Here is a 25,026-nt window from a genome sequence, read left to right as displayed (position 1 = left end):
CAGCCAACCCGGGCCTGCTCGGGGCGAAACACCCCTGCCCGCCTTGCGGCGAGCGTCCCTGATCGCGGTCTAGCAGCAATTGCCACAGAATCGCGGCGATCTCGCCGTCGACCACACCGGTGATGCATTCGGGCCGCCAGCGCCGCTCGAATGCTTCGACTGCCTTGCGCTGATCGGTGATGTCGTACCCGAACCGTTCGAGCGCGAGGAAGAACACGCGTTCGTTGTGGAACGGATCGCCCGCCGCCAGGCTGGTGGGGCGCGGCAGGCACAGCTTGTATTCGGCCAGCCGCTCCCACGGGAACAGTTCGCCCGGATCGATCTTGCGCATCGGCGCGACGCAGGAATGTAAGCCGATCGCGGGTATGCCGGTGAAAAGCTTCGTCAGGCATTGCGCACGATCAAGAAATGGACGGCCGAGATCATAAAACGGTCCGACACCGCGAGAGGCTTCGAGGTCTTGCCGCGGCGCTGGATCGTTGAGCGAACCTTTGCATGGCTCAGTCGCAACCGACGCCTCGCAAAGGACTTCCAGCAAACCATCACCTCAGCAACCGCTTGGCTGTTTGTTGCATCAATGTGGCTCGTCGCCCAACGCATCGCAAATTCATGAAATTCCGCTCGTAATTTTTAACCAGAGTCTCGAAGCTAAAACCCTCGTGACAAGCAAATCTGGAAGTGCAATGGTCAATCTGTGAGGCAGTTGAACGCACCTATTCTGGCTTCAGTTGCGTTCATAGTATTCGTCGACATGATTGGGTTGGGATTGATCATCCCCGTCATGCCCAGGCTGATCAGCGAACTCGCCGACACGAGCATCTACCGTTCCGCCGAGATCGGCGGTCTCTTGATGTTTTCCTATGCGGGTATGCAGTTCCTCTTTGCCCCTGCCATTGGCGGACTGAGTGACCGGTTCGGGCGTCGGCCCGTTCTGTTGACCACGCTTTTCCTGTTGGCTGCTGATTATGCCGTCATGGCATTGGCGCCAACACTTGTTTGGCTGGTTGCAGGACGCATGATGTCGGGGATTATGGGCGCCAGTTGGGCTGCTGCAAACTCCTGTGTTGCCGACTGCGTCACCCCGGAAAAGCGCGGCCGGGCGTTTGGCTTGCTTGCTGGAGCAGGCGCTGCGGGTTTCGTGCTCGGACCAGCCATTGGGGGCTTGGCAGGGGAGTTCGGGACCCGCGCCCCGTTCATCATTGCGGCTTCTCTCGCGCTGATCGGGGTGGGCGTGGGGCTTGTGTTCCTGAAAGAAACGCTTCCGCTCGAGCGGCGCCGCAGCTTCAATCTTGTTCGGGCCAATCCCGTCGGGTCAATCATCCAGATGTCGAAGAAGCCTTTCGTGCTGTCCTGCCTCTTCGTTATCTTTCTTATGCAGTTATCCTCACAGGCGCAGATTTCGATCTGGGCCTATTGGGGTGAGCTGCAATTTGGCTGGACGCCTAGCACAACCGGTTACACAGCGTCGCTTTACGGGGTGGTGCTTGGATTTTGTCAGGCGGTGCTTACCGGACGGAGCGTGCATCGGTTCGGAGCGGCGAACACGGCGCGCTTCGCCTTGCTCTTCGGCATTCCGTCATATCTCATTCTGGCATTCGCCGACTCGACGGCTTCCGTCATTCTGGCAATTTTCATCGGAGCGCTCGCGGGCATGACATTACCAGCGTTGCAAAGCCTGATGAGTAGCAGTGTTGACGAAGATGCGCAGGGCGAACTCCAAGGCGCTATTGCCAGCATGCTAAGCCTGACGGCGATCATCGGGCCAGTGGTAATGACCCAGACATTTTCGTTCTTCTCGGACGACAAAGGCGTCTATTTCCCCGGTGCACCATTTATTATTTCGCTTGCTTCGTTGCTCGCAGCAATATCGTTGCTCTGGATCGTGACGAGCCGCAGAGCAGCTGCATGAAGTCGGGCAATCGGGTCTGGCGATAAGCCGGTGCCGGTTGGGACCGGCACCGGCCGGCGGTTACGCGGCAGGAGGTGCTTCTCCGTTTGCAAATATAGCGCCTCTGGGCATGAACCTGGCATCTGCGGATGCAGGCGATCCGGGACTGTGCCAAGCCATCAGGATTGGGCCAGTCGCGCAGATGCGAATAGGCCTTAAGCAGGCAGCGTCGCACTGACGAAGCATTGGGCGTCCCATTTTGGGATCGCCACCCAAACACAATTTGCCGAATCACTAACCGTTATGTAAATTGACTTATTGGTAGTTTTAGCGAGTCGACACTCTAACGATAACAAGGTCTGCGCTCGTCGACGCAACAAGGTAGTGAAGATGTTTCGTTCTGTCTGGGCCTGTGCGACATTATGCGCTCTCGCGGCGGCGGCGCCCGCCAATGCGGCCGAGTTTCTGTTCGAGAACAATAATAATGCTGCGACCATTAACTTCGATGGCTTCGTTGGCAATTCAAGCGGAGTGATCCCCGGACTGAGCTCTACTCTGACGCTCAGGCTTTTGAGCGGTGCCGGAACGAAAAATCTCGTTTTCTCCTATGTACTCGAAAATACTTCGATCTCAGCGTTTGACGGCAGCCGCGTTTCTGGCTTCTCATTTGATGCCGACCCGGATGTACACAGGGCGTCCATCGTTCTGGGAGACTTCTCGAATATCAACATGCGCGGGATGAATTATCCCAACGGGATCGGGGATGTCGAAATCTGCCTTAATGACAAAAATTCATGCGCGGGCGGCGGTAACGGTGGCGCAACGATCGGCAACCCGGTGGCAGGAGAGTTCACCTTGTCGTTTCTGAATGCTCCGATGGATGGCGTAACGCTCGATCGCTTCTACGCCCGGTATCAAAGCCTGCCATTCGGCGAAGGCTCTGCCTCTGGACAGGCGGTGACCACCGCCGTTCCGGAGCCTGGATCTTGGATGCTGATGCTTGCTGGCTTTTTTGCCTTGGGCTTTGCTCTACGCCGCCGTTCCACTGTCGTCGCCAAGCCACAGATGGCTTAGGCCAAAACCCTCAGGTCCGCAGTGCGGACGTTGCACTAGCTCCCCACCATTGAAGGTACCGGTTCTGGTGCAAAAGTGATCTGCCATGCTGCACCAAACTGTGCGTGAGCCGATGATTTGCGGATCTCTGAGCAAGGCGCTGGGGACACGGCGGCGCAGAACGAGCAGTTGATAATCCTGTGCCTGCCAAGCGCTGGACTGCGACCGATGAACGCCAAGCAAGCCCGAAGTGAGCATGACAGCCGCGGTTCTGGATGTGGCCAGCGCTCGCATGACTGCGGTTTCCTTGTCCTGAACGGCAAAGGCGTCTCGATTTTCCTAAGCGTAAGCTGTAGACAATTCCGATGACCCGCCGGCAGTTGCTGTCCTTGATCGTTCTCGTGATACTTGGCGCAAGTGTTGCTCAAATCCTAAAGAACAACCGCCAGCTGGGGCGGAACCTCGCCGGATCATCAACGGTTACGGAGATCCTGACGCGGCCGGGATCGCCCGAGACTGTGCGGGGCAAGGGCGATGTCACTGTCGTGATGTTCACCGACTACCAGTGCGCGGCATGCCGGATGGCAAGTCCCCACTTGCGCAGGGCTATTGAGCACGATGGGAATGTCCGTGTTATATACAAGGAATGGCCAATTTTCGGCGATCGGTCGAAGCGCGCGGCGGCGGTCGCGTTAGCGTCGGATCGTCAAGGGATATACCGTCTGGTTCATCACCATTTAATGCAGTCGCCTTCTTTCAATGAAGCGGCGTTGCGCGATGCCGTCGAAGCGGCAGGTGGCAGCTGGCAACAGGTGGAGGACGATTTGCGCACCCATGGATCAGCAATTTCGGAACAGATCTCGGTCAATCGCATGGATGCGCTTAATCTCGGCCTCCAAGGAACACCAGCATTTTTGATCGGCTCGTCTCTCGTCCAGGGCGCTCTCACGGATCGAGAGTTTCTGAAGGCTTTCGATCAGGCACGATCGCGCCCCTGATCTTCCGGCTTGTCGTGAATGGTGCTTATTCCCGCAGTTTTCGGTCGCATCTTCGAACGAACACCTGGCAGGGTAGCGGGTGGCCGGAAGCGACATTTCAGATGAGAAAATGCCGTCAGCGTGTAGTGCGTCCTTGGGGGAAGGCGCCTGAAGTCCCTCGCTATTATTAAGTTGCCGACTAATACCAATGAGCGCTGTGGCTGACTCCCGTTGGGGGATTGGCTCCGCCTTACTTCGTTCCCTTTCGTCAGATGATCTGATTCGACTGTGCAAGCACATGGAGGCTTGCGATGGCGGCAGCGATTGGGGTTCGAACGGATCATACATCAGAGGATTTACGGCGGCTTGCACGACGATGCGGGGATGCTGATCAGGTTCGGCGGCTGCTGGCGATAGCGCTGATCCTGGACGGCGGAAGCCGGAGCGATGCGGCGAAGTTTGCTGGTGTGACACTGCAGATTGTGCGAGATTGAGTGCTACGGTTCAACTCGGATGGGCCGGCCGGTCTCGCGACCCGCAAAGCGCCTGGGCGCGCATCTATCCTGAACGACGAGCAGCGTGCCCGTCTTGCCGAGGTTGTCGAGGTGGGTCCGATCCCGGCGGCGCATGGCGTGGTGCGCTGGCGGCTTGCCGATCTTGCCCAATGGGTATGGGACGAGTTCTCGGTATCGGTCACACGTCACACTCTTGGCCGCGAGCTTCGGGGTATCCATCCACCGGGGGCCGCCTTGCGTGGATAGGTAGCGAGCGCTCTTTAGCGTGCTCTTGTGAGCGCGCTTACACCAGTTGGAAAGGGCAGACTGAACTGACGCAAAAAGCCGGTAGAAACCGCCGGAGCAGGAAAACCCGTCCGACCCCAGCACTTCGAGTGCGTGCAACTGGGAGGGACCTGAACCGCGCGAATGGCATCAGGGCCAGCGGCCATACAAAGCCGCACATATAGGCCGGACACATGGGCGCCACGACCAGCCAGCGCAGTGCAAAATACCCTTGCCAACGGAGGGCCGTCCACACAGGGGTCGAATCATCTGCCAGTGGAGTGGAGCGTTGCTTTCTGACATTCGTGAAACGCCTTGTAGGGCCAAGGCGCGGGCCTGACGGTGCTTTAGCGGCGCGCCACACTGCGGATCGACAACACCGCTTCCTAAAGGGCCTTCGCTGTAGCGCATTCGTCTGTTTTTAACGCGCCCGCATACTCGCTTGGGCAAGCCGCATCGCCTTCTGCCCCACAAACTTTCGCCACACATTGTGCCATTTTGAAACACAAATTGTATCATTTTGAAGCATAAGTTGGGATCTTGGATTGGATATGGCCCATAATGGCGCATTTCTACAAATACCTATGAGAATGCGCGTCTTAGGGCGTTTCCACACTTGCGATCGAGTGATTACCGAGTTATTAACTAAACCGACGAATCGGCCGTTTCGGGGGGATCCTGTTGCGGCAAACAGGAGAAGCGATCATGAAAAAGCTTTTGTCACTTGCGCTAGTGTCTGCGGTGCTGGCGTACTCGCCATCCGTAAGTGCTGCCACAGAGATTGATATCAACCCCGGGGATGCCGGGCCCGCGGACGGTGGTAGCGCCCAATTTACGCTTCTTGCTGGGAACCCTTTTACCGGGACGGATCCTCTGGATGCTTTCATCCAGCGCAGGGTTGTCGCGGCGGGTGAGTACATCGATAACTACATTTTTCAAATTGGCCCTGTAGTGCCGGGTAACCAGGGAATCGGCCTGGGTTCGGGATCGATTACGTACAGCTTTTCCGGTGCGCCCGGTGCAACTTTTAGTTCGATCAATTTCTTTAACGGGATTTCGAACTTTGCAGTTCCGGTGACGCCGAATGGTGGAAGCATCGGAAATATTCCGGTCTTTTCTGGTCTTCAAAACATCTTGACGGTAAACTGGACGACTACTGGAGCGGCGAATTATGCGGGTACGATCAATTACGTCCCAGGTGGCATCCCTGAGCCATTGACTTGGGCGATGATGATCATCGGATTCGCTGCAATTGGCTTTGCAATGCGCCGGCGTAAGCAGGAGGTTGCTCGGGTTCGTTACGCATTCTGAGATTTTCTTGCACGCTTAAATAAAAGGGGCGCGGACATTCCGTACGCGCCCCTTTTTGTTGGCGATGTCGTGCTCTTACGTGCTTGGAAGATTGCCTATGGGTGATTTCTCAATCAAACGGCCATTGTCGATCAAGCAAGGCCATTCGCTCGCAGATCATGAGCTCTTGTGCAGCGGTAAGGAAGTAGGGATAGAGGGAACGCGCAGTCGTCTCGCTCAACCCGGCATGCGCCGAAATATACTTGCCGATGTCGCTAACTCTTAGTCGCATCAGCTGGGAGGGTGCGCCGACAGCTGCATTGGGCCGCAATTTTCCGGCTGAGCTGAACCCGAGCAAAATTTGATAGAAGCGTATATGTCTTGGATTGACCTCAATAAATAGATCCGTACAGGCGAATCTCTGAGTGCCGAATATGAAGATCGTGTGAAACAGCGAAGCGAGGACGTGCATGGGGGCAACGGATGGACAAAAGGCAAACTTTGTGAGTTCGCAAATCTGGATCCCGGGTTTTGCCCTTACGGCATTCAGGACATCTTCGAAAGTGTTGTCTGCCGCAAATCCGGTGTTCATATCCACGGTCAGGGAAAGCGTTCCGACGACCTCTCCATCGACCACCGCGATGAAAGTGAAACAATTGTTGGCATCACTCAGACGGTGTTCCGAGCCATATCCGCGCCAAGAATACATTCGATTGATTAGGTCTTCCGCGGCGTTTCTCTGCGCCTGAGTCAATGCCAGTTGGATTTCGAATTTCCGCTCGGAGCGGCTCTTTTTATCCGTAAACACCCCGTCATAGAGCAGGAAGCCTCGCTCGCTGGCTGGTTTAGTGGCTTCCTCTCGGCCGGCGGGATGCTCGAGAAGTTCATCAATGATCATCGCACTCATCCTGTTCATTAAGCCGCCGACAAGCACGCAATCTCATCTGCACGCGCCGAAGGCACCAAGAGTTAAGGTTGTTGAACCTAACTCATGATCGTGAATGCCATCCTCTCCGGAATGGTTAACTGCCTCCCCCGTATTCAAAGCACAGGCTCGCCCGCTGGCCGTTCGGCTTGGATGTAAATATAGTTTTGAATTATGGGGATGAGCATCGCCAACCAAACGAGCGGTACCACAAGGACGCGTTAACCAGTGTGGCTGACGACCTTATACGCACTTGTAATTCGCACTGTGCTGGCACTTTACCGCAGTTACTGATACCAGCGGGCAGAAGAATCTGAAACATCGTTAAGTGGAACCTATGTCATGGAAACAATATGGGATTGGCTGACGGTTTTCGCTTTCGCTGGACTCGTCACCTTGATGCTGCAACGCTCCTCCGAAGAGGTCCCCCGAGACAGCCTGATCCAGTACCTGCCTGCTGCAGGTGGATGTGCAGTGATTAATTACCTGGGAAACGAGGGTATGGTGCTGGCGGCGGTTTTGCTGTCTATCGTAACTTTCGCTTACGTGTTAATCATCCTCAAGCCGCGGCCGCCCTCCTGGCCGGGGCCCAAATAGCTATCATCACCCCAATCAAAATCACGACACGACCGCGACCAGCGAAGTAGGAGACATTCAATTATCCCGGCTACGCTTCACATTGCGCGAACGCCAATCGGTCTTAGTGGGTCGACTTTAGAGCGGCTGGCAAAGGGGGCGCAACCCTGTCGCTTCGCTCCTGCGGCGCATCAACGCTGATTGGGGTTTAAAACGCGACCAATCGCTCGGCACCGTAGCAATATACTGGGTTATTGGGTCACAGCAGATACCGCGTTACCAGGAAACGGTGGGGTAAGATGGCCGATAGTCGGCCAATTACGTTTCTGCCTGTAACATTGCGGCGGTACACGCAACGAGGATGCAAATGGGGGCGGGACCCAATGACAGTTCGAGGACGGTTCGCTTTGATTCGATCCGATGTGCGGCGGCAAGTTGATGGGCCTCAATGTATTCACTGATCATGCCTTCAGCAAAACGCTCCTTGATGCGGATGCGGTGAAATGCGGGGCGGGGCGGTGAGATTTTGAGCGAAGATGGCGAGCTAGAATGATCGTGAGACAGGAGGATTATAGTGCAATTTTGGAGCCGGGATGTTCATCGGTGGCAGCCCGTCACCGCGGCCCCGATTTGATGGATACCCGTTCCTCTCGACCAGCGGATCTGAAATGCCTCACGCCTTTATCGAAGGGAAGATGCCGCACCATGACGCGGTAAAGCCGCCGATAATATGAGCTGCTACAGGCTTGGAAGTGTATCAATTCGTGTCATGAGGGTATTGTCTCCACACTAAAGTTCAATTCGTGGCTATAGACAATTATGCGGCGGAGTTAGGGGTGGGAAAAATGGGGCTCGAGCCGAAATTTGCGGAGGGAATCGTTGCTCCGATTCGTGCGGAACCGACCTTCTTCGCTGCCAAGCGGGATAAGCGGACCGTCCTTTACGTCATTTCGCTTCTTCTCGACCAATTAGCGCTTCTGGGAGGGTACATCGCAGCCTTAGGCCTGAGAGATGATCAATGGCTATCTGCCGACGGGCGGCCAATCATCTTCATTGCCTTGCCTGTGTTCACGATGCTCGAAATCGCCCGGGAGGCACAATCGGCCGAGTGCCTTCAGAACAGACTTACCGGAATGATCAGGTCCCTCGGCGCGCTTGCCGGGGCGGCTTTTGTCACCATTTGCCTTGGCTTCCTATCCGGCTCAGACAATATCTCGCGCTTGGGTGTCGGGGTTACATTCGGCTTAGCCGCTATATTCATAGTCGTTGCAAAATTGGTTCTCGATATCCTTCGCAAGATAATGATCGGCGACCATGTCCTTGCAACGATGCTGCTCAAGGACGGGTTGGAAGCCGTTCCAAACGGCTCCGCTGACGAAGTGGATGTCGGCGCGATGGGCTTATGGCCAGATCCCGAGCGGCCAGACATGATCGATCGCCTTTCGCGTCTCATCGCTCCCTATGACCGCGTCGTGGTTGCTTGTAAGTATGACCACAGGGCGGCATGGGCCACCTTCTTGAAGGGCCATGACGTGGGGGGGGAAATCTTGCTAGACCGCGACCTGCTTCACGGAGCCGTGGCGATCGGTGACTATCAGAACAGTGACACGCTCGTTTTATCGAGGGGGCCGCTAAGCCTTATGAATCGGCTGCAGAAGCGCGCGCTTGACCTCGTTGTTGCGAGCTTTTGTCTTTTGGTTCTTTTGCCGTTGCTGGCTGCGACCGCAATTGCGATTAAGCTGGACACTCCCGGGCCGGTTTTCTTCCGCCAAACGCGGGTGGGTCACGGCAACCGTCAGTTCCGGATCTTCAAATTTCGCTCGATGCGAGTTGAAGCCGCAGACGAAGCTGGAAATCGCTCTGCTTCGCGGGATGATGATCGGGTAACGCGGGTCGGCCGAATAATCCGAGCGACGAGCATCGATGAGCTGCCGCAACTTATAAACGTCCTTCGCGGGGAAATGAGTATGGTCGGCCCCCGGCCGCATGCGCTCGGATCGACCGCCGGCGATGATTTGTTTTGGAACGCGTCGCAGCAATACTGGCTTCGCCATGCTCTCAAGCCAGGTATCACCGGTCTGGCACAGATCCGCGGGTTTCGCGGCGCCACACTTCGCCGAGAGGATCTGGAGCGGCGGGTTCGCTGCGATCTGGAGTATCTTTCTACTTGGTCGCTTCTTAATGATCTCATTATTTTGGCCAAGACCCTTCGCGTGGTCATACACAAGAATGCATACTAGACATTGGTAAAATGTATGATCGGTTCTGATCAAGAAAAGTCGAATCTGAGCCTTGATGGCCGAGACGTAGTACGAATTGCAAAGACAAGCGGCGTGTCATTCCTTGAATTTTGTGTTGAGGCTTGGTGCGCTGACAAAATCGCATTCATCGCGGACAACAAGATATCGGGAATCGAGCCGTCATTCGTTGCAAATCCAATTCCCGGGGGCGGATGGTGGCAAGGCAACTTTTCTTGCGACATGGTTAGCCGGATAGCGCAAATATCGACCACGTCCGGAACAACCGGACAGCCCAAGGCTATCGCAATATCTCGGGCCGCGATAAGTGACACCGTGAGTCGGCTTGTAACCGAGATGGAAATTGATTCGGGAATCCGAGAGTATATCGGTGTTCCGGTCACATTCAGTTTTGGACTCGGGCGGGCCCGCGCGATCGCTGCAGTCGGCGGCACGGCTTTCCTGCCGGAAACGGGCTTCAGGCCCGACGAAATCGCTAGGATGCTCAACAGCGGGGCAATCAACGCGCTATCTGCTGTTCCGACGATGCTCAGAACAATTTTCGCGTCGCCCGATGTTCTTGGCTCAGCCGGAAAGCGATTGAAATGGCTGGAAATAGGCAGCCAGTTCATGTCTGCCGACGAAAAGCGAATGGTGCGCAAGTTGTTCCCTTCGGCAATAATCCTTCAGCACTACGGTCTCACCGAGGCATCTCGCTCAACATTTCTCCGAGTGGACCAGGCCGACGACTATGCCTTCGAAAGCGTCGGTCGCGCTGTCGGCACGAGCAAGGTCAGGATAAGTAGAGAAGGGCTGATCGAGATATCCGGTGATCATCTCGCCAGTGGGATTATTCAGAACGGTTTGATCCGGCCGTTGGCGGGAGATGATGGCTGGCTGACCACAAGTGACCTTGGGGAGATCAGAGACGGCTGGCTGCATTATATGGGGCGAACCGACGACGTCGCAAACATCGGTGGAATTAAGGTATCCGCAGAGGTTGTAGAACGGCTGCTCGCGGCTGCACTCGGAACCCAGGAGATCGGTGTGGCGATACTGCGCGACGAACTGCGTGGCGAGAAGCTTGGAATTGCCCTGCCTTCGGGCTCGAGTGCGGCAGATAAGCGCAGAGTCCATGCCGTCGCCGAAGGATGCGGCCTGAGTTCGGCCGACTTGATGCTGGCCGAAATTTCCGATTTGCCAAGAACGCCCACCGGCAAGCTCCAGCGCAAGGCGCTGTCGCAAGCATTAGAGGGTATCAAGGTCGAGCAAAAGACTCAGGCCGGATCGTGGCGTGCAGCCGATTTGCCCCTAAGTGGGCGTGAGAGCGAAATCGCCTCAATTTGGAGCGAAGCGCTAGGCATTTCGGATATCGGCAAAGATGATAGCTTTTACGACCTAGGAGGAGATTCATTGTCGGCAGTCTCTGTGTTGATCCGGGCTGAGCAGGTGGGCCTTCCCAAAGAAGTCATGCAGCGCATGTTCGCCGGGGAGACGATCGGTCAAATCGCTCAGGCGCTGGAGGAGAATTCGCAGAAAGTTTCTATAAACATCCGCGGGATTCGTGCCGATGGGCTGAATGCAGCACGGGGCATCCTAGCTTTGCTTATTGTTGTATCTCATTGGGGCCCATTCTTTATCGATCGAATGGGGTCATTCGGGAGCCTGCTGTGGAGTTTTTTAGGCCCCGCATTGCGGATTGGTACACCGGGATTTGCGATGGTTTTTGGCGCTGGCTTGGCGTTCTTCTATGTTAGCCAGCTTGAAAGAAGCGGGAAGCAGATCGCGCGGCGGATCCGCCTTAACACCACAATAGTGGTAAGCGGTGTTCTGTTGATCGGCGGAGCCCAAGCATGGAGCATTTCGGCGACCGGGGGGGAGTTTGGGCCGAACTGGCCAGAGCGACTTTTCTACGAAGTATTGTTATTCTATGCTCTAATGCTGCCGTCGTCTGTGATTTGGCTAAGGCTAGTGGGGCAAGCACAGGACCGCATCACTACCAGCCTGCTCTTGGCAGGGTTTGCCTATTCGGTGACTCTCATGCTGCAATGGGCAGTCCCTGAGAACCCCTTCAGTGGCTGGGGCAGCCTCGCCTGGCATATGGCGGTTGCGCCATATGCTTATCCTCGCCTTCTGGGCGCAGTTGCACTCGGCCTCGCCGCAGGGTTGTGGCTTGAAAAGCAATCAAGCGGTGACGCTCTCGTACGGAATGCGGAGCGATTGGGTTCTGTTCTTGCCGCTGGTGGATTTCTGTTGGTGGCATCCCTCCAGGGAGGTTGGCAGGAGAATGCGGAAGAGCTTGTCGCCGTTCCGGCATTTGCCGGGGCGGTACTGTTGCTCTTCGCAATGATGACCCGACTGGCGGCTGGCTCGGGAAGCTGGCCTCGAAGGCTTCGCCCAGCGATAATAGCGGGGATGCTGGCATTCCCGATTTTTATAGGGCACGGTCTAGTGGGTCTGGTAATGAGCATCCTTATCGCTTATTCCGTTCCTTATATTTTGGCGCTGTTCATTCCCGCAATTCTCTTTGTTGCGGCAATGCTCATGCTGGGCTGGCGCATTCATCGGATGATTTATCCGGGACACATGTAGGGCACGAAGACATTGACCTATGTGATCGCCGCCCTTGCACTGCTCGCTCTGCCGATCTTCATTGTGATCCTTCGGCAGTCGCAAACCCGACGCTATCAGGCATTTGTGGCGATCGGACTGCTTCCGCTCCTGTCTGACTGGCCGCTTATCGGATATGTATATGGCTGGCCCACCTGGTCCGGGATATCGAAAGGATTCAGCCTATCATTCGTTGTAATGCTCGCTGTCGCGCTAATCCACACGAACAAGAGGAAGATATCTGGAATACCATTTGCATGGATATTCATCCTGTACGCGATCGCTGTAATAATATCAGTTCTTAATTCAAGGATGTATCTTGCAAGCTTGTTTACCCTGTGGCAGTATTTATCCGTTGTAACAGTTTTCTTGGCAATATGCCTTGAGGCTGACAATCCTAAGGTCTACAGAAGCATACTGACCGGGTTTGCGTTTGGGCTAATCTACCAAAGCGGTCATGTTATTTGGTTGAAGTTGAATGGTGTTGGTCAGGCTGCAGGTACACTCGGCCACCAAAACCTCCTCGGGATTGGCGTGGAATTAACAATGCTTCCGGTGTTAGCGGCGGTCCTTGCTGGCGATCGCCGACCGGTAATGTTTGCGGGTCTTGTTGCCGGGTTGATCTGCATTGCGGGAACCGGATCTAGAGGCACGGTCGGCATCGGAGGGGGGGCGGCTATAATTCTGATATTCCTGTCATTGGCCAGGCGTCCCGATCGGCGAAAATTTGGTCTCGCAACGGTATGTGTGCTCGCAGTAGCAATTGCCGCCCCCTTCGCGCTGGGCAATCTCAAGACAAGATTCCAGGATACTTCCTTTTTCACAACTGAAACAGAGAGGGAGTTATTTGAGGACGCTGCGCGCTCAATGGCGAATAACAACCCCCTTGGGGTAGGCGCTAATCAATATGTTTTCGTCTCCAACGTCGAAGGATACGCGGACCGATTTGGCATTCCATGGCAGTTAGCCGATAGATCAGTGCCGGTACACAATGGATACCTGCTCGCCAGGGCCGAAACGGGACGACTTGGTGAATGGGCGTTTATCATTGCAATCTTCCTTCCTTTGTTTGCTGCGCTAAAAATTGCCGTCATCGATCGAAAATCTTTGACTGGCGATCTCCTGATCGGTTCAGCAATGGCACTGGTTGCCGTGGCGGCACACAGTTTCTATGAATTCGGCTTGCATCTGTTTCCGTTGCAGTTGTTGTTCTACATGAATCTGGGGCTCATCGCTGCCGAAGTCAGGGCGCGACGTTATAAGTTGCCAGGCAAGGCATTGCGACGGGTACAAGGTAGCTGTGCATCAGAACGTTCAATGCCCGTGCCTTCGGTCTACGGGCATGGGGCGGGGGTCATAAGCAATTACCTCGAACATCATCAACGACACAGCGCCTGATGTGATGGCAGTTGGACACCTCGAAGAACCGGCATTTTCGGCCCGGCGTTGGCGCGAGTGGTCTGATCGCGGCCTTTGGGCCTGGAGGGCGGGTCTTTTCAGCCTCGTTTCCTTGGTTTTTTGGGGTGGGAGCGCCGCCCCGCACCCCGTTTTCGCGTTATGCAGGCGCACCTCGCCCCTCGAGCCAGGCAAGGCGCTGGAAGTTATAGGCGAGGTTGGCCATGCCGATCTTGATCCGGGCACGGGCGATGCCGACGGTGCGGATGAACAGGCCCATGCGGTGCTTCTGCCCAGCGAACACGTGCTCGACGGCCGAGCGGACAGCGGAGCGCTAGGCATTGGCCCCCGCGATGTGCTCGGGCATCGGCCGGCGCGGCATCCGCCGCTGCTGGATGTTGCTCTTGAACATGCCGCGCTCGAGAAACGCCTCGTTCTTCTTTGATCGATAGGCGGTGTCTGCCCACACGCCAGAACCAGTGTTTTGCTTGCTGATGAGCTCGGGCAGCCGCGCCCCGTCGTGGGCGTTGGCCGCGCTGGCATCCCAGGTGCGGATCAGCCCATGCGTCCGGTCGATGCCGATGTGGTTCTTGTAACCGAACATCGGGATGGCAAGATCCACCGCCTTAAAGCCCTTGGGATCAGCACCCTCCTTCACCCTTGGCCTTCGAGTATTTGACCGTCCAGCGGCCGTCACGGTCTTTCTGGCGGACCTTGGCAGGCTTTGCCTTCCAGCGCTCCGGGATCTTGCCCTGCTTGATCGCGGCCTTCTCCTCCTCGCTATTGCGCTCCTTGGGAGCCGGCACCACGGTGGCATCGATGATCTGGCCATCCATCGCCAAGTAGCCGCGGTCAGTCAGCGCCGCATCGAAGCGGGCGAAGAGCTGGATACCCCGGGCTCAGCGCCCAGCGCCTGACCCGTGAGCTTGGCGAGCGTGGCTATACGGGCGGATACAGCACGGTGCGCGACACGGTGCGCTCGTTGCGTCCGGCCGGAGGTGGCAAGCCCTATGCCGTGCGGTTCGAGACCCCGCCGGGTCAGCAGGCCCAGGTCGACCTTGCGCAGTTCCGGGTGCGTTTTGTTGATGCGCCGGATCGTGTGCAGGTGGTCTGGCTGTTCTCCATGGTTCAGGGCTTCTCGCGGCTGATCTGGGGACGGTTCGTGCTGCGTCAGACGATGCCGAGCGTGCTTGCCTGCCACCGGGCTGCGTTCGAGGCGATCGGCGGTGTGCCGCGCGAGATCCTTTATGACCGCATGAAAACAGCGGTGATCGGCGAGGATGAGGACGGACGCGTCGTCTATAATCGGACGCTTGGCGAATTTGTGAAACATTACGGCTATCTGGACACCCGCAACAACCATGACTTTCGCGCCGCGATTGGCCTAGTTGCGGGGATTGCCGCGAAAGGCGTTACCCGATGGGTCCGATTTGCCGCTTTTCGGCGATGTCCTTGGGTCTTTCAGCCGTTTCTGCGGATTTCAGGCGCACCTATCCTGTAGCCGCGCATCGCTCGTGGAAGATCAGGCGATCGAAGTTATAGGCCAGATTGGCGAGGGTGAGTTTGGCCTGCGCGCGTGCCAAGCCGATGGTGCGGATGAAGAGGCCATAGCGGATGAGGTGGATGGCTCCCGCTCACGGCATCTAGGTGCCAAAATGGGTTGCTGTCATGCAAACCCGAGCAAAGGAGCCACCCGTTATGGAGATTAGCACAATCGGCCTCGATCTGGCCAAGAATGTTTTCCAGGTTCACGGCGTGAACGCCACCGGTGAGGTGGTGCTGCGCAAGACACTGCGGCGATCGCAGATGCTGCCGTTCTTCGCAAAACTGCCGCCGTGCCTCGTGGGCGCCGAGGCCTGCGGAACGTCGCATCACTGGGCGCGCGAGCTGACGAAGCTCGGGCACGAAGTTCGGCTGATGCCGGCGTCTTACGTGAAGCCCTACGTGAAGCGCGGCAAGAACGATGCGGCCGATGCCGAGGCCATCTGCGAAGCAGTGACGCGCCAGACGATGCGATTCGTGCCCATCAAATCGCGCGAGCAGCAGGCCGCACTGTCGATCCACCGTGCACGCAGCCTGCTGATCAAGCAACGCACACAGCTGGTCAACATGATGCGCAGCGTGCTTGCCGAGCTTGGTATCGCGATCCCGGTCGGCGTTGAAAAGGCGTTGCAGATGGCGCGAAAGATCGCCGATGGTGAGGCCGAACTCGATTTGCCGGACGAAGCGGCGAACGTTGTCGGCGTGCTAGCCGGGCAGGTGCTCCAGCTGCACGCACAGTTGCGCAAGCTCGATCTTCGCCTTGCCGCTCTGCAGCGCAGCGATGACAGGGCCCGGCGCCTAGCGACGATCCCTGGTATCGGGCCCATTGGTGCAACCGCGCTCGCCGCTTCGGTAGGCGATCCCGCGCAGTTCAAGTCGGGACGCCAGTTCGCGGCCTGGCTGGGGCTGACACCGCGCCAGAGTTCGAGTGGCGGCAAGGAGCGCCTCGGTCGGATCACCAAGATGGGCGACAGATATCTGCGGCAGCTGCTTATCGTAGGTGCAACTTCATTGATCCGATATGCGAGGAGCAAGCCAGGCTCCGTCGATCCGCGCTTCATCGCATTGCTCGCCAGAAAGCCCGCCCGGGTTGCCTCGGTTGCCATTGCCAACAAAATGGCGCGGATCGCATGGGCGCTCATGGCGCGGGGCGGTGTCTTCGAGCGCGGTCACACATCGATGCTGGCCGCATGAAAGATCAAGAGCTTAGCTGAGGAGATCAGCTTCACGAGGTTGTGAGAGCGAAGCGATGTGATGGAACGAACCGGTCGGACCGGGGACAAGGACAACCCGAAGAAGTACTCAGGCGATACAGCCTGCATAGCCGATAGAACCTTGTTCGCGGACCCCATCAGGGCCAGCAGTCCATGCCGACTGCATCAATAGGCCGGACAGACGACTGCACCCGACCAAAACACCAGATCATCACTTTCTGCTTGCAACGCGGGAGCCATCCACAGAGGTTCTTTTGGTGGGCAAAGACATGTTCGACCCTGGCGCGGATTGCTGACTTTGCAGCGTTCGCGCGCGCCATGCTCTCGGGCATCGGTCTGCCCTTGGGCTTGCGGCGATGGATGCGGCTTTTGAGCATGTTGCTCTTCAACAATGCCTCGTTCCTGACGCTGCGATAGGCGCTGTCAGCCCAGACATCGCCAGCGGTGTTGCTCGTATCGATCACCCGGCGCAACTGGCGCCCGTCGCTATCCGCTGCCGACGTCACCGCCGCCTTGCGGATGAACCCATAGCGCCGGTCGATGCTGATATGCGACTTATAGCCGAACACGGGCGTGGCGATCTGCGGCAGCGGCGTCCCGTCGGGGCGGTAGCGGATCTTGCCCCCGATCTTCAACGTCCAGCGCGCATCGACATCCTTCTGGTGAGCTTTGTTCGGCTTGCCGCGCCAGATCTGCCTGGCTGACTTGCCCGCTTTGATCGCGGCCTTCTCGTCCTCGGTGTTCCGCTGCTTGGGCGCGGGAATGAGCGTGGCATCGACGATCTGGCCACCCATCGCCAGATATCCTGCCTCGCGCAGTTGCTGCTCGAAGGCCTGCATCAGCGCCTCGAGCGTGCCGCTCTCTGTGAGCCGGTTGCGATAGTGGCGAATGGTGTTCTCGTCCGGCATCGCGCCGCCCAGATCAAAACCGAAGAAGCGCATCCATGACAGCCGATCGCGGATCATGAACTCCATGCGCGCATCCGACAGATTATGCTGCGCCTGGACCACTAGCACCTTGAACATCGCGACAGGGTCAAAGGCCGGGCGACCGCCCTTGGAGCCGTCGCTATAGCCGAGCCCGCGGGTCAAGAGCGGACGGAAACGTTCAAACTCTACCGTGCCTGACAAAGCCTCCAGCGGATCGCCGTCCTTGCTCAACCGCTCCAGGTGCTCCGCCAGCGAAAACAGGCTGCGTGGGTGCATCGAAACTCTCCGTTCAGTGCCCGGAGTGAATCAGATCATGGCCTCAAATGCGAGGGGTTTTTGCGGGTGTCCATCTGCCGAAGGCCTGCCGTGCCTATCGGCCGGAGACCAAGGGCAAGGTTGAGCGTCCGTTCCGCTATATCCGGGAGGACTTCTTCCTTGGCGGCGTGTTCCGCGACCTGGATGACCTGAATGCCCAGTTCAATCGCTGGCTCAGCACGGTCGCCAATCCCCGGCTGCATGCAACGACGGGGCGGATCGGGAACGAGGCCTTCGCCGAGGAAATACAGGCATTGCAGCCTTTGCCGCTGGTTGCGTTCGGTGCGGTTCTCAAGCTCGAGCGCCGGATCAGCCATGAGGGGATGGTCAGTGTTGGCGGCGATTACTACTCGGTCCCGGATGCGACCCGCCGGCGTGTTGTGGAGGTCCACAGTCTTGCTGACGAGATCCGGATCTTCGAAGATGATCGCCTGATCGCACGCCATCCTGTGCTGGAGGGGCGGCGGCAACGTTCGCTACTCGACGGGCACAGGCGTCATCGGCGCCGGAATGACGATCTGCCCTTGCCGCATGGGTTTACCGGCCAGCAGGTCGTGAGCCGCTCGCTGGATATCTATGCTGCTATCGGACAGCAGCTGGCAGGAGCAGGCGCATGAACTCGCTCCTCCCTGATCCCAGCGCATCGCTGCTTGATCGGATCAAGTGCAGCATGGTGGGCCTCAAGATGCCTCGTGCGATCGAGGTCGTTGATGACTGCGTCTCCCGCCTTGATCGCGGCGAGATTACGGCTCTCGAGGCCGTGGAGCAGTTGTTGCTCGAGGAACTGACGTTCCGGGAGGAACGCCGTATCCGCACTGCCCTGCGGATGGGCCGGGTCAATACGGTCAAGACGCTGAGCGGATACGACTTCTCGTTCCAGCCTTATACCAATGAGCGCTGTGGATGACTCACGGTGTGGGATTCCCAAGGTCCTGAAGTTCTGATTCGACTGTGCAAGCAGATGGAGGCTTGCGATGGCGGCAGCGATTGGGGTTCGAACGGATCATACATCAGAGGATTTACGGCGGCTTGCACGACGATGCGGGGATGCTGATCAGGTTCGGCGGCTGCTGGCGATAGCGCTGATCCTGGACGGCGGAAGCCGGAGCGATGCGGCGAAGTTTGCTGGTGTGACACTGCAGATTGTGCGAGATTGAGTGCTACGGTTCAACTCGGATGGGCCGGCCGGTCTCGCGACCCGCAAAGCGCCTGGGCGCGCATCTATCCTGAACGACGAGCAGCGTGCCCGTCTTGCCGAGGTTGTCGAGGTGGGTCCGATCCCGGCGGCGCATGGCGTGGTGCGCTGGCGGCTTGCCGATCTTGCCCAATGGGTATGGGACGAGTTCTCGGTATCGGTCACACGTCACACTCTTGGCCGCGAGCTTCGGGCGATGGGCTATCGCAAGCTCTCGGCGCGGCCGCGTCACCGTGGGCAGAAGAGCGATGACATCGCCATTTTTAAAAAGGCTTCACCGCCCGTCTGGAGCAAATCCGCGAGCGTCTCCCGGAAGGAACGCCCATAGAGCTTTGGTGGCAGGACGAAGCCCGGATCGGACAGCAGACCAAGCTCACTCGGCGCTGGGCCAAGCGCGGCACGCGCCCTTCGGCTCCTCGCGATCAACGGCGGTCCTCGGCCTGGCTCTTCGGCGCGATCTGCCCTGCTGAAGGCAAGGCTGCCGGCATCGTCATGCCCCGCTGCAACAGCGAGGCGATGAGCACGCATCTTGAAGAGATCGCCTTCCACATCGCGCCTGACGCCCACGCCGTGGTCATCCTCGATCAGGCAGGATGGCACGGTTCTGCCGAACTGGTCGTGCCGCCAAACATTACCCTGTTGCCGCTGCCGCCGCGATGCCCTGAGCTCAACCCGATCGAAAACGTGTGGCAGTTCATGCGCGATAACTGGCTCTCAAACCGCATCTTCGAATCCTACGACGACATCGTCGACCACTGCTGCTTCGCCTGGAACAACCTCGTCAATCAGCCATGGCGCATCATGTCCATCGGAATGCGCCAGTGGGCGCATGGGTCGTGATCAATGCGCGTTGGAATTATAGCCGAACACGGGCGTGGCGATCTGCGGCAGCGGCGTCCCGTCGGGGCGGGAGCGGATCTTGCCCCCGATCTTCAACGTCCAGCGCGCATCGACATCCTTTTGGTGCGCCTTGTTCGGCTTGCCCCGCCAGATCTGCTTGGCCGACTTGCCCGCCTTGATGGCAGCCTTCTCTTCCTCGGTGTTGCGCTGCTTGGGCGCGGGCACCAGCGTGGCATCGACGATCTGACCGCCCATCGCCAGGTATCCTGCTTCACGCAGTTGCTGCTCGAACGCCTGCATCAAAGCCTCGAGCGTCCCGCTCTCGGTGAGCCGGTTGCGATAATGGCGGATGGTGTTCTCATCGGGCATCGCGCCGCCAAGGTCGAAACCGAAGAAGCGCATCCATGACAGCCGATCCCGGATCATGAACTCCATGCGCGCATCCGAAAGGATATGCTGCGCCTGAACCACCAGCACCTTGAACATCGCGACCGGATCAAAGGGCGGTCGGCCGCCCCTGGCGCCGTCGCTATAGCCAAGCCCCTTGGCCAACAGCGGCCGGAAACGTTCAAACTCTACCGTGCCTGACAAAGCCTCCAGCGGATCGCCGTCCTTGCTCAGCCGCTCGAGGTGCTCCGCCAGCGAAAACAGGCTGCGTGGGTGCATCGAAACTCTCCGTCCAATGCACCGAGTGAAACGAAGTACGGCGCAGCCAATCAGATCATGGCCTCAAATGCGAGGGGTTTTTGTGGGTGTCCAGCTTGTCGATCGCCTTCGCCTGCACCAGCCTCTCCCGGAACAGCCACACCGTGGTGGCATCGGGCACCCTGCCATCGAGCCCTAAGCCAAGGAACCGCTGGAACGAGAGACGGTCCTTGATCTGGAACTCGCATCCCTCATCAGAGAGCGAGTAGAGCGCCTGCAGCATCAGAATCTTGAACATCAGCACCGGATCGAACGGCGGGCGGCCTCCCTTGCCTCGGTCGCTGCGCCGGAGCGCCAATATCAGCGGCCCCCGAAATACTTCAAAATCCACCCCCGCCGCCAAGCGCTCCAGCGGATCACCCGCCGCGCTCAGCGCCGCATAACGATCCGACAAATCAAAGAAACCAGGCTGACCCAACATCACCGCCTCCGCTCAATGACACGGGCGATTGAAACGAAGTACGGCGAAGCCAATCAGATCACCGCATCAAAGGCGAGGATTTTTCGAGGTGTCCAGTTGCGATGATGTGACCGCCGCTCGACTTCACTCAATGTATCGGACGAGTGGCCGTAAGATCTTGATCTTGGAGGAGACTACGCGCGCGGTGATTGGGCCCAACAGGCCGGTAAGGAAGATGGCTCCGACCAGGATGGCATAAGACCCGGGGAATGCGCCCCATAGAGGCCGTAACGTGATCGTACAGACGCCGATGAATATGGTGTTGAGCAGATAGATAGCCATCGTATTCTGGCCGAACCACAGAAAGAACCGCTCCTCCGTCAGCCTTCGCTGCAGGAACAGACCATGCAGCGCGATCGCCGAAGTGATCCCACATGACAACAAGGCAAAAGGCTCAGTATATGTCAAGTACAGGCATGCTGCGAAGATGGAGAGAGATGGAGCCCAGAACTTTTGAAATTGGGGCAAGAGCTTGCCATGATTGATTGCGACAAATCCGCCAATCCCGAAAAATATATAATAAATTAAGATATTACGAGCATAAAATTCATTCGGTATCTCATAATAATCTGTTAGCTCGAAAAGCCAGGCAAAAATACCCATAAGCAGGATCAATGAAATACGTCTTCCAGCGATAATCCAGAGAGATGGGGAAATTACAGAGTAGATAAACAAGACGATCAGATACCATACCGACATGAGTGGATTTTCTGGCGGGTTCGTCACTAGGTTTTTCAAGCCAACCAATATCGAATCTACCGGTTTTTGAAGCTCGAAGAATTCTCCGACGATGTATTTCCCGATTATTATAGTCGTGCCAAACAATACAACTGGAATAATGAGTCGATCGAATCGTGCAGCCACAGTCCGCAGCGGATTTACGAAAAACTTATTCGGAGCGCCTGACAAGAAAAAAACGAACCCGCTTAAGTAGAAAAAGAGCGGCATGTGAAAAGCATAAACCATTGAAATCGTTATGTAGTACCGAATGTCTGGCACACTAATCAGAGCACTTGGAACATGCCCCCAGACAACCAAGATAATCCCGAGCCCTTTGAGGCGATCAATATCCGTAAATCGCCCGCGAGGCTTGCTGTCGTATCTGTGTTCTTCTCGACTTTGGGCCTTAGCTTCGCCAGACAAATCATTCGCAGCAATCATCAGAGAACCCTCCTTGATGCACACATTTCCCCTTTGGGCCTGATTGGCGGGCATGTGTTGCATAGCCAAGCTATCGTACCGTTCAGGTACAGCGCTTGCCACTGGCTCGCACCTGCCAATAAAGTGCTATATGAGTCTAGTTCGAAACTATCGGCAGTCATTTCATACCCTTGCGATGCGACGGGCTAAGAACTGGACCGAAGCCACGAACAGCCATGCGGTTGCCGAGGCGATGATTTGCTCAAAGTCCTTGGCGAGACGGCAGTTGCAGCTGAGCCATGCAAAGGTTCGCTCAACGGCCCAGCGGCGAGGCAGCACTTCGAAGCCTTTGGCCGTGTCGGACCGCTTGATGATCTCGATGTGTAGATTTCCTTGAAATTTGACCCGGGTTTTCATCGAGAACTGACCCTAGTTGATGATAGCCTATGTCCGCTCGGACTTGGGTTTGGTCAAGGTTTGGAAGTTCTCCTATTTGGTTTTGTCTGCTCTGCCACCTAAAAACCGGACCAATCGCGGCTAGAGTTTTCCGCTGTAGACATCCTTGGCTGGGCGAGGAGTTACGGCATGAAGGCATCGAAGTTCACGGACGCTCAGAAGGCGTTCGTCATCAAGCAGGGCGAGGAAGGAACGCCGGTCGCTGAGATCTGCCGCAAGGCGGGTATCAGCCAGGCGACCTACTTCAACTGGAAGAAGAAATACGCGGGGCTGCTGCCGTCAGAGATGCGGCGGCTGCGCGAGCTGGAGGACGAGAACGGCCGGTTGAAGCGGATCGTGGCGGACCTGACGCTGGACCGCGAGATGCTGCAGGACGTTATCAAACGACCCGAAGGGCGGCGAAGCGCAGCGTAGCCAACGCTCTGAGGCCGGATCGGAAGCGCGAGCTTATCGACGCGGTTCGGCAGGACTGGCAGGTTACGATCCGCAGGGCATGTTCGGCTTTGCACTTTGATCGTTCGACCTACCACTACCAGTCCCGTCGGACCGATCCGGCCTTCCTGAAGAAGCGCATCAAGGAGATCTGCGAGACGCATGTACCCCAAACAATGGACATTGTTTCCCTCGCGTGGAAAACGCAGTTGCCTTGGCGTCGGATTGGTGAGAGTGCTGCGGCTCAACGGGCAATGTGTCTGGAGGTGGGAGGTCGGTAGTGGGTCAGCTAGGATGCCTAGTTACGCACTCTATCATCAATGTCGGGGCATATGAAGAATATTGGGCGAGCATGGCTCGCTCTGTATGGCCAGGAGCTTCGCTCCTGATGTTCGGCCGCAAGCCGCTAAGCGCCAAGTTCTCGACGCAGTTTGTCAGACGATGCAGCAAGTAGAATATGTGTCTGCGCCCCACAACTTTTCCAAAGGAAATCTCGTGAATTTCTACGAGATGGAAACTGGTTCCTCAAAATGCCTTGGGAGGAGCAATGCAGCACGTACGGATGCTTGGCTATGGACGAGCACGCTCGACGCGAGCGCTGCCCCTTTTCCGGGGCGCTCAGGTGTTTTTGAAAATCGACGTTCAGGGTGCCGAATTGGATGCCTTAAAAGGGGCGCGCAGACTATCGCGCGTTCGGCCGCGACCATCTCGAATTGCCGAATGTCAATTACAATCGCGGTGCTTGATGCTTTTGCGAAATCCTCGCGTTTATGAAGTGTCTGGATCTTGCATCCGTCGTATTTTTCAACACTTCCAATATTCATGGCATACTTGCGCAAGTGATCATGGCTTTCGTTTGGAAATTAAAATAATATTCAATAAAAAGTCATTATATTTGGACCCAAAAATTCGAAGATTGGACGAATACGTGAAAGAACCGCCCTTCCTTAGCCGCGCCGGCCATTTCTTCCAGAAAAAGCTTGGCTTCTTTCGTCAGTCGTATCGTCAGGATTTCTTCGGTCGAACCTTCGTCATTCCGGCGATCAACGGACGCAAAACCTACATTTCGGAATTGTGGATGGCCGATCTCATCGCTGCGCTTTTGCGGCAGAGGAACGGTGCCTTCGTCGATGTTGGAGCCAATTTGGGTCAGACCTTGCTCAAGGTGGCTGCGCTTGAACCGGACCGTGAGTATCTTGGCTTCGAACCCAATCCGGCCTGTGCAGACTACCTGTTCGAACTGGTTCGCTTAAATAAGCTGCATCATATCGTAATTCCGGCCGGGCTGGGACCAAGTACGGCTGTTCTCAAGCTTAACCTGTATCGCGAAGAGAGCACGGATCCATCCGCCAGTCTGGTCGATGGATTTCGTGCGGCCAGTTTCGGCTCGAAGCCGGTGGTTGTCATCGGATGGAACGACTTGCCGCAACAGTTGCGGCCGCAAAACGTGGCGATCGTCAAGATCGACGTCGAGGGCGGCGAAAGGGAAGTTCTCGATGGTTTGCGCGAACTCATGGACACGCAAAAACCGTTTGTGCTGGTCGAGATCCTGCCACCGCATACGGCTGACAATCACGATCGAATCGAGCGGCAGGAGCATATCGAGCGGACACTAAAGAATCTTGACTATATAATTTTTCGCGTTCGCAAGGGTCCCGATGAGTGCTTTTGCGGGCTCAAACGCGTCGACGGCTTTGGCATACATTCGGACCTTGGGCTGAGCGACTACCTCTTGGTTCACAGGCAGGATCTTGCCTTCGCACAACACCTTGCTACGGTGTGATGATTGTGGGAACCGTCGCCAAAGCCCAACGAACCGACAGCCATCAATCCGCCCACCGATTGAAGTCTGGATACAGCGAGCTCACTAGAAGCGGCAACGACCAAGAGTTTCAGAGTCTAATTCGAAATTATCGGCGGTGATTTCATGCCCTTGCGATGCGACGGGCGAAGAGCTGGACCGAAGCGATGTTTTGCTTGAAGTCCTAGGCAAGACCTCTGCTCTGCCACCTAAAAACCGGACCATTCGCGGCTAGAGTTTTCTGCCGTAGGTTTCCTTGGCTGGGCA

At 56.9% G+C, this 25,026-nt stretch carries 16 protein-coding genes and 9 pseudogenes; 17 read left to right on the top strand and 8 right to left on the bottom strand.

The features are described from left to right. Positions 1-331 (bottom strand): annotated as a pseudogene (locus Q0L48_RS16355) (hypothetical protein); the annotation flags it as partial. Positions 332-346: 15 nt separating this feature from the next. On the opposite strand from Q0L48_RS16355, the pseudogene Q0L48_RS16350 reads away from it, so the two are divergent. The 6 genes and pseudogenes from Q0L48_RS16350 to Q0L48_RS16330 all read left to right on the top strand — a co-directional run. Next, positions 347-613: pseudogene (locus Q0L48_RS16350) on the top strand (transposase); the annotation flags it as partial. 81 nt (positions 614-694) lie between these two features. After that, positions 695-1,909 (top strand): MFS transporter, encoded by a 1,215-nt coding sequence (locus Q0L48_RS16345; RefSeq protein WP_296722728.1) that lies wholly within the window; start codon positions 695-697, stop codon positions 1,907-1,909. Between the two features lie 369 nt (positions 1,910-2,278). Continuing rightward, positions 2,279-2,962, top strand: a complete 684-nt coding sequence (locus tag Q0L48_RS16340; RefSeq protein WP_296722732.1) for a cistern family PEP-CTERM protein — start codon at positions 2,279-2,281, stop codon at positions 2,960-2,962. Between the two features lie 344 nt (positions 2,963-3,306). Beyond that, a complete protein-coding gene (locus Q0L48_RS16335; RefSeq protein WP_296722726.1) occupies positions 3,307-3,939 on the top strand; it encodes a DsbA family protein in 633 nt (210 codons plus the stop codon). Between the two features lie 473 nt (positions 3,940-4,412). Next, complete coding sequence (locus tag Q0L48_RS16715) at positions 4,413-4,679, top strand: helix-turn-helix domain-containing protein (RefSeq protein ID WP_367274054.1); 267 nt, start codon at positions 4,413-4,415, stop codon at positions 4,677-4,679. A gap of 723 nt (positions 4,680-5,402) precedes the next feature. Next, positions 5,403-6,008 carry an FxDxF family PEP-CTERM protein gene (locus Q0L48_RS16330; RefSeq protein ID WP_296722724.1) on the top strand — a complete coding sequence of 202 codons (606 nt, stop codon included), beginning with the start codon at positions 5,403-5,405 and terminating at the stop codon, positions 6,006-6,008. A gap of 109 nt (positions 6,009-6,117) precedes the next feature. Here the strand turns inward: Q0L48_RS16330 and Q0L48_RS16325 are convergent, their stop codons facing one another. After that, positions 6,118-6,885, bottom strand: coding sequence for an acetyltransferase (locus Q0L48_RS16325; protein ID WP_296722723.1), 768 nt, complete (start codon positions 6,883-6,885; stop codon positions 6,118-6,120). A gap of 369 nt (positions 6,886-7,254) precedes the next feature. Between Q0L48_RS16325 and Q0L48_RS16710 the strand changes: the two genes are divergently transcribed. The 4 genes from Q0L48_RS16710 (at position 7,255) to Q0L48_RS16310 (ending at position 13,733) form a co-directional block, all read left to right on the top strand. Next, entirely contained in the window at positions 7,255-7,509 is a 255-nt protein-coding gene (locus Q0L48_RS16710) for an XrtV sorting system accessory protein (RefSeq protein WP_367274053.1), read from the top strand. Between the two features lie 782 nt (positions 7,510-8,291). Then, positions 8,292-9,728 (top strand): sugar transferase, encoded by a 1,437-nt coding sequence (locus tag Q0L48_RS16320; RefSeq protein WP_296722721.1) that lies wholly within the window; start codon positions 8,292-8,294, stop codon positions 9,726-9,728. A 15-nt stretch (positions 9,729-9,743) separates the two neighbouring features. Further along, the gene (locus tag Q0L48_RS16315) at positions 9,744-12,317 is read left to right on the top strand and encodes an AMP-binding protein (protein ID WP_367274052.1); all 2,574 of its coding nucleotides are present in this window, start codon (positions 9,744-9,746) and stop codon (positions 12,315-12,317) included. 21 nt (positions 12,318-12,338) lie between these two features. Next, positions 12,339-13,733, top strand: a complete 1,395-nt coding sequence (locus Q0L48_RS16310; protein ID WP_296722729.1) for an O-antigen ligase — start codon at positions 12,339-12,341, stop codon at positions 13,731-13,733. Between the two features lie 157 nt (positions 13,734-13,890). Here Q0L48_RS16310 and Q0L48_RS16305 read toward each other — a convergent pair. Beyond that, positions 13,891-14,629 (bottom strand): annotated as a pseudogene (locus Q0L48_RS16305) (transposase); the annotation flags it as partial. On the opposite strand from Q0L48_RS16305, the pseudogene Q0L48_RS16300 reads away from it, so the two are divergent. Next, positions 14,620-15,075, top strand: a pseudogene (locus Q0L48_RS16300) (DDE-type integrase/transposase/recombinase); the annotation flags it as partial. The pseudogenes Q0L48_RS16305 and Q0L48_RS16300 sit on opposite strands and share 10 nt — an antisense overlap. A 353-nt stretch (positions 15,076-15,428) precedes the next feature. Then, complete coding sequence (locus Q0L48_RS16295) at positions 15,429-16,466, top strand: IS110 family transposase (protein WP_296722720.1); 1,038 nt, start codon at positions 15,429-15,431, stop codon at positions 16,464-16,466. Positions 16,467-16,623: 157 nt separating this feature from the next. On the opposite strand, the gene Q0L48_RS16290 is transcribed toward Q0L48_RS16295, so the two are convergent. After that, entirely contained in the window at positions 16,624-17,691 is a 1,068-nt protein-coding gene (locus Q0L48_RS16290; protein ID WP_296722718.1) for an IS5 family transposase, read from the bottom strand. A 77-nt stretch (positions 17,692-17,768) separates the two neighbouring features. Between Q0L48_RS16290 and Q0L48_RS16285 the strand changes: the two are divergent. The 3 genes and pseudogenes from Q0L48_RS16285 to Q0L48_RS16275 all read left to right on the top strand — a co-directional run. Beyond that, positions 17,769-18,347 (top strand): annotated as a pseudogene (locus Q0L48_RS16285) (IS21 family transposase); the annotation flags it as partial. Then, positions 18,344-18,637, top strand: coding sequence for an ATP-binding protein (locus Q0L48_RS16280; protein WP_296722716.1), 294 nt, complete (start codon positions 18,344-18,346; stop codon positions 18,635-18,637). The pseudogene Q0L48_RS16285 and the gene Q0L48_RS16280, both read left to right, overlap by 4 nt. Before the next feature lie 67 nt (positions 18,638-18,704). Continuing rightward, positions 18,705-19,765 (top strand): annotated as a pseudogene (locus tag Q0L48_RS16275) (IS630 family transposase). Here Q0L48_RS16275 and Q0L48_RS16270 read toward each other — a convergent pair. The 4 genes and pseudogenes from Q0L48_RS16270 to Q0L48_RS16255 form a co-directional block, all read right to left on the bottom strand. After that, the gene (locus Q0L48_RS16270) at positions 19,766-20,431 is read right to left on the bottom strand and encodes a transposase (protein WP_296722714.1); all 666 of its coding nucleotides are present in this window, start codon (positions 20,429-20,431) and stop codon (positions 19,766-19,768) included. A 91-nt stretch (positions 20,432-20,522) separates the two neighbouring features. Then, positions 20,523-20,891: pseudogene (locus Q0L48_RS16265) on the bottom strand (transposase); the annotation flags it as partial. 123 nt (positions 20,892-21,014) lie between these two features. Continuing rightward, the gene (locus Q0L48_RS16260) at positions 21,015-22,091 is read right to left on the bottom strand and encodes an acyltransferase family protein (RefSeq protein ID WP_296722712.1); all 1,077 of its coding nucleotides are present in this window, start codon (positions 22,089-22,091) and stop codon (positions 21,015-21,017) included. A gap of 162 nt (positions 22,092-22,253) precedes the next feature. After that, positions 22,254-22,451, bottom strand: a pseudogene (locus tag Q0L48_RS16255) (transposase); the annotation flags it as partial. A gap of 204 nt (positions 22,452-22,655) precedes the next feature. Here Q0L48_RS16255 and Q0L48_RS16250 point away from each other — a divergent pair. Continuing rightward, positions 22,656-23,116, top strand: a pseudogene (locus Q0L48_RS16250) (transposase); the annotation flags it as partial. Between the two features lie 770 nt (positions 23,117-23,886). Beyond that, positions 23,887-24,741, top strand: a complete 855-nt coding sequence (locus tag Q0L48_RS16245; protein ID WP_296722710.1) for an FkbM family methyltransferase — start codon at positions 23,887-23,889, stop codon at positions 24,739-24,741. The last annotated feature ends 285 nt before the right edge of the window (positions 24,742-25,026 follow it).

Source organism: Erythrobacter sp., assembly GCF_024305245.1.
Classification (GTDB): Bacteria; Pseudomonadota; Alphaproteobacteria; order Sphingomonadales; family Sphingomonadaceae; genus Erythrobacter.
This window is presented reverse-complemented; position numbering and strand designations above follow the sequence as displayed.

Bases quoted from the DNA above. Each gene is read 5' to 3' on its own strand.
- Q0L48_RS16340 (WP_296722732.1), top strand. From the start codon at position 2,279: ATGTTTCGTTCTGTCTGGGCCTGTGCGACATTATGCGCTCTCGCGGCG.
- Q0L48_RS16335 (WP_296722726.1), top strand. From the start codon at position 3,307: ATGACCCGCCGGCAGTTGCTGTCCTTGATCGTTCTCGTGATACTTGGC.
- Q0L48_RS16330 (WP_296722724.1), top strand. From the start codon at position 5,403: ATGAAAAAGCTTTTGTCACTTGCGCTAGTGTCTGCGGTGCTGGCGTAC.
- Q0L48_RS16325 (WP_296722723.1), bottom strand. From the start codon at position 6,885: ATGATCATTGATGAACTTCTCGAGCATCCCGCCGGCCGAGAGGAAGCC.
- Q0L48_RS16710 (WP_367274053.1), top strand. From the start codon at position 7,255: ATGGAAACAATATGGGATTGGCTGACGGTTTTCGCTTTCGCTGGACTC.
- Q0L48_RS16315 (WP_367274052.1), top strand. From the start codon at position 9,744: ATGATCGGTTCTGATCAAGAAAAGTCGAATCTGAGCCTTGATGGCCGA.
- Q0L48_RS16295 (WP_296722720.1), top strand. From the start codon at position 15,429: ATGGAGATTAGCACAATCGGCCTCGATCTGGCCAAGAATGTTTTCCAG.
- Q0L48_RS16290 (WP_296722718.1), bottom strand. From the start codon at position 17,691: ATGCACCCACGCAGCCTGTTTTCGCTGGCGGAGCACCTGGAGCGGTTG.
- Q0L48_RS16280 (WP_296722716.1), top strand. From the start codon at position 18,344: ATGAACTCGCTCCTCCCTGATCCCAGCGCATCGCTGCTTGATCGGATC.
- Q0L48_RS16270 (WP_296722714.1), bottom strand. From the start codon at position 20,431: ATGCACCCACGCAGCCTGTTTTCGCTGGCGGAGCACCTCGAGCGGCTG.
- Q0L48_RS16260 (WP_296722712.1), bottom strand. From the start codon at position 22,091: ATGATTGCTGCGAATGATTTGTCTGGCGAAGCTAAGGCCCAAAGTCGA.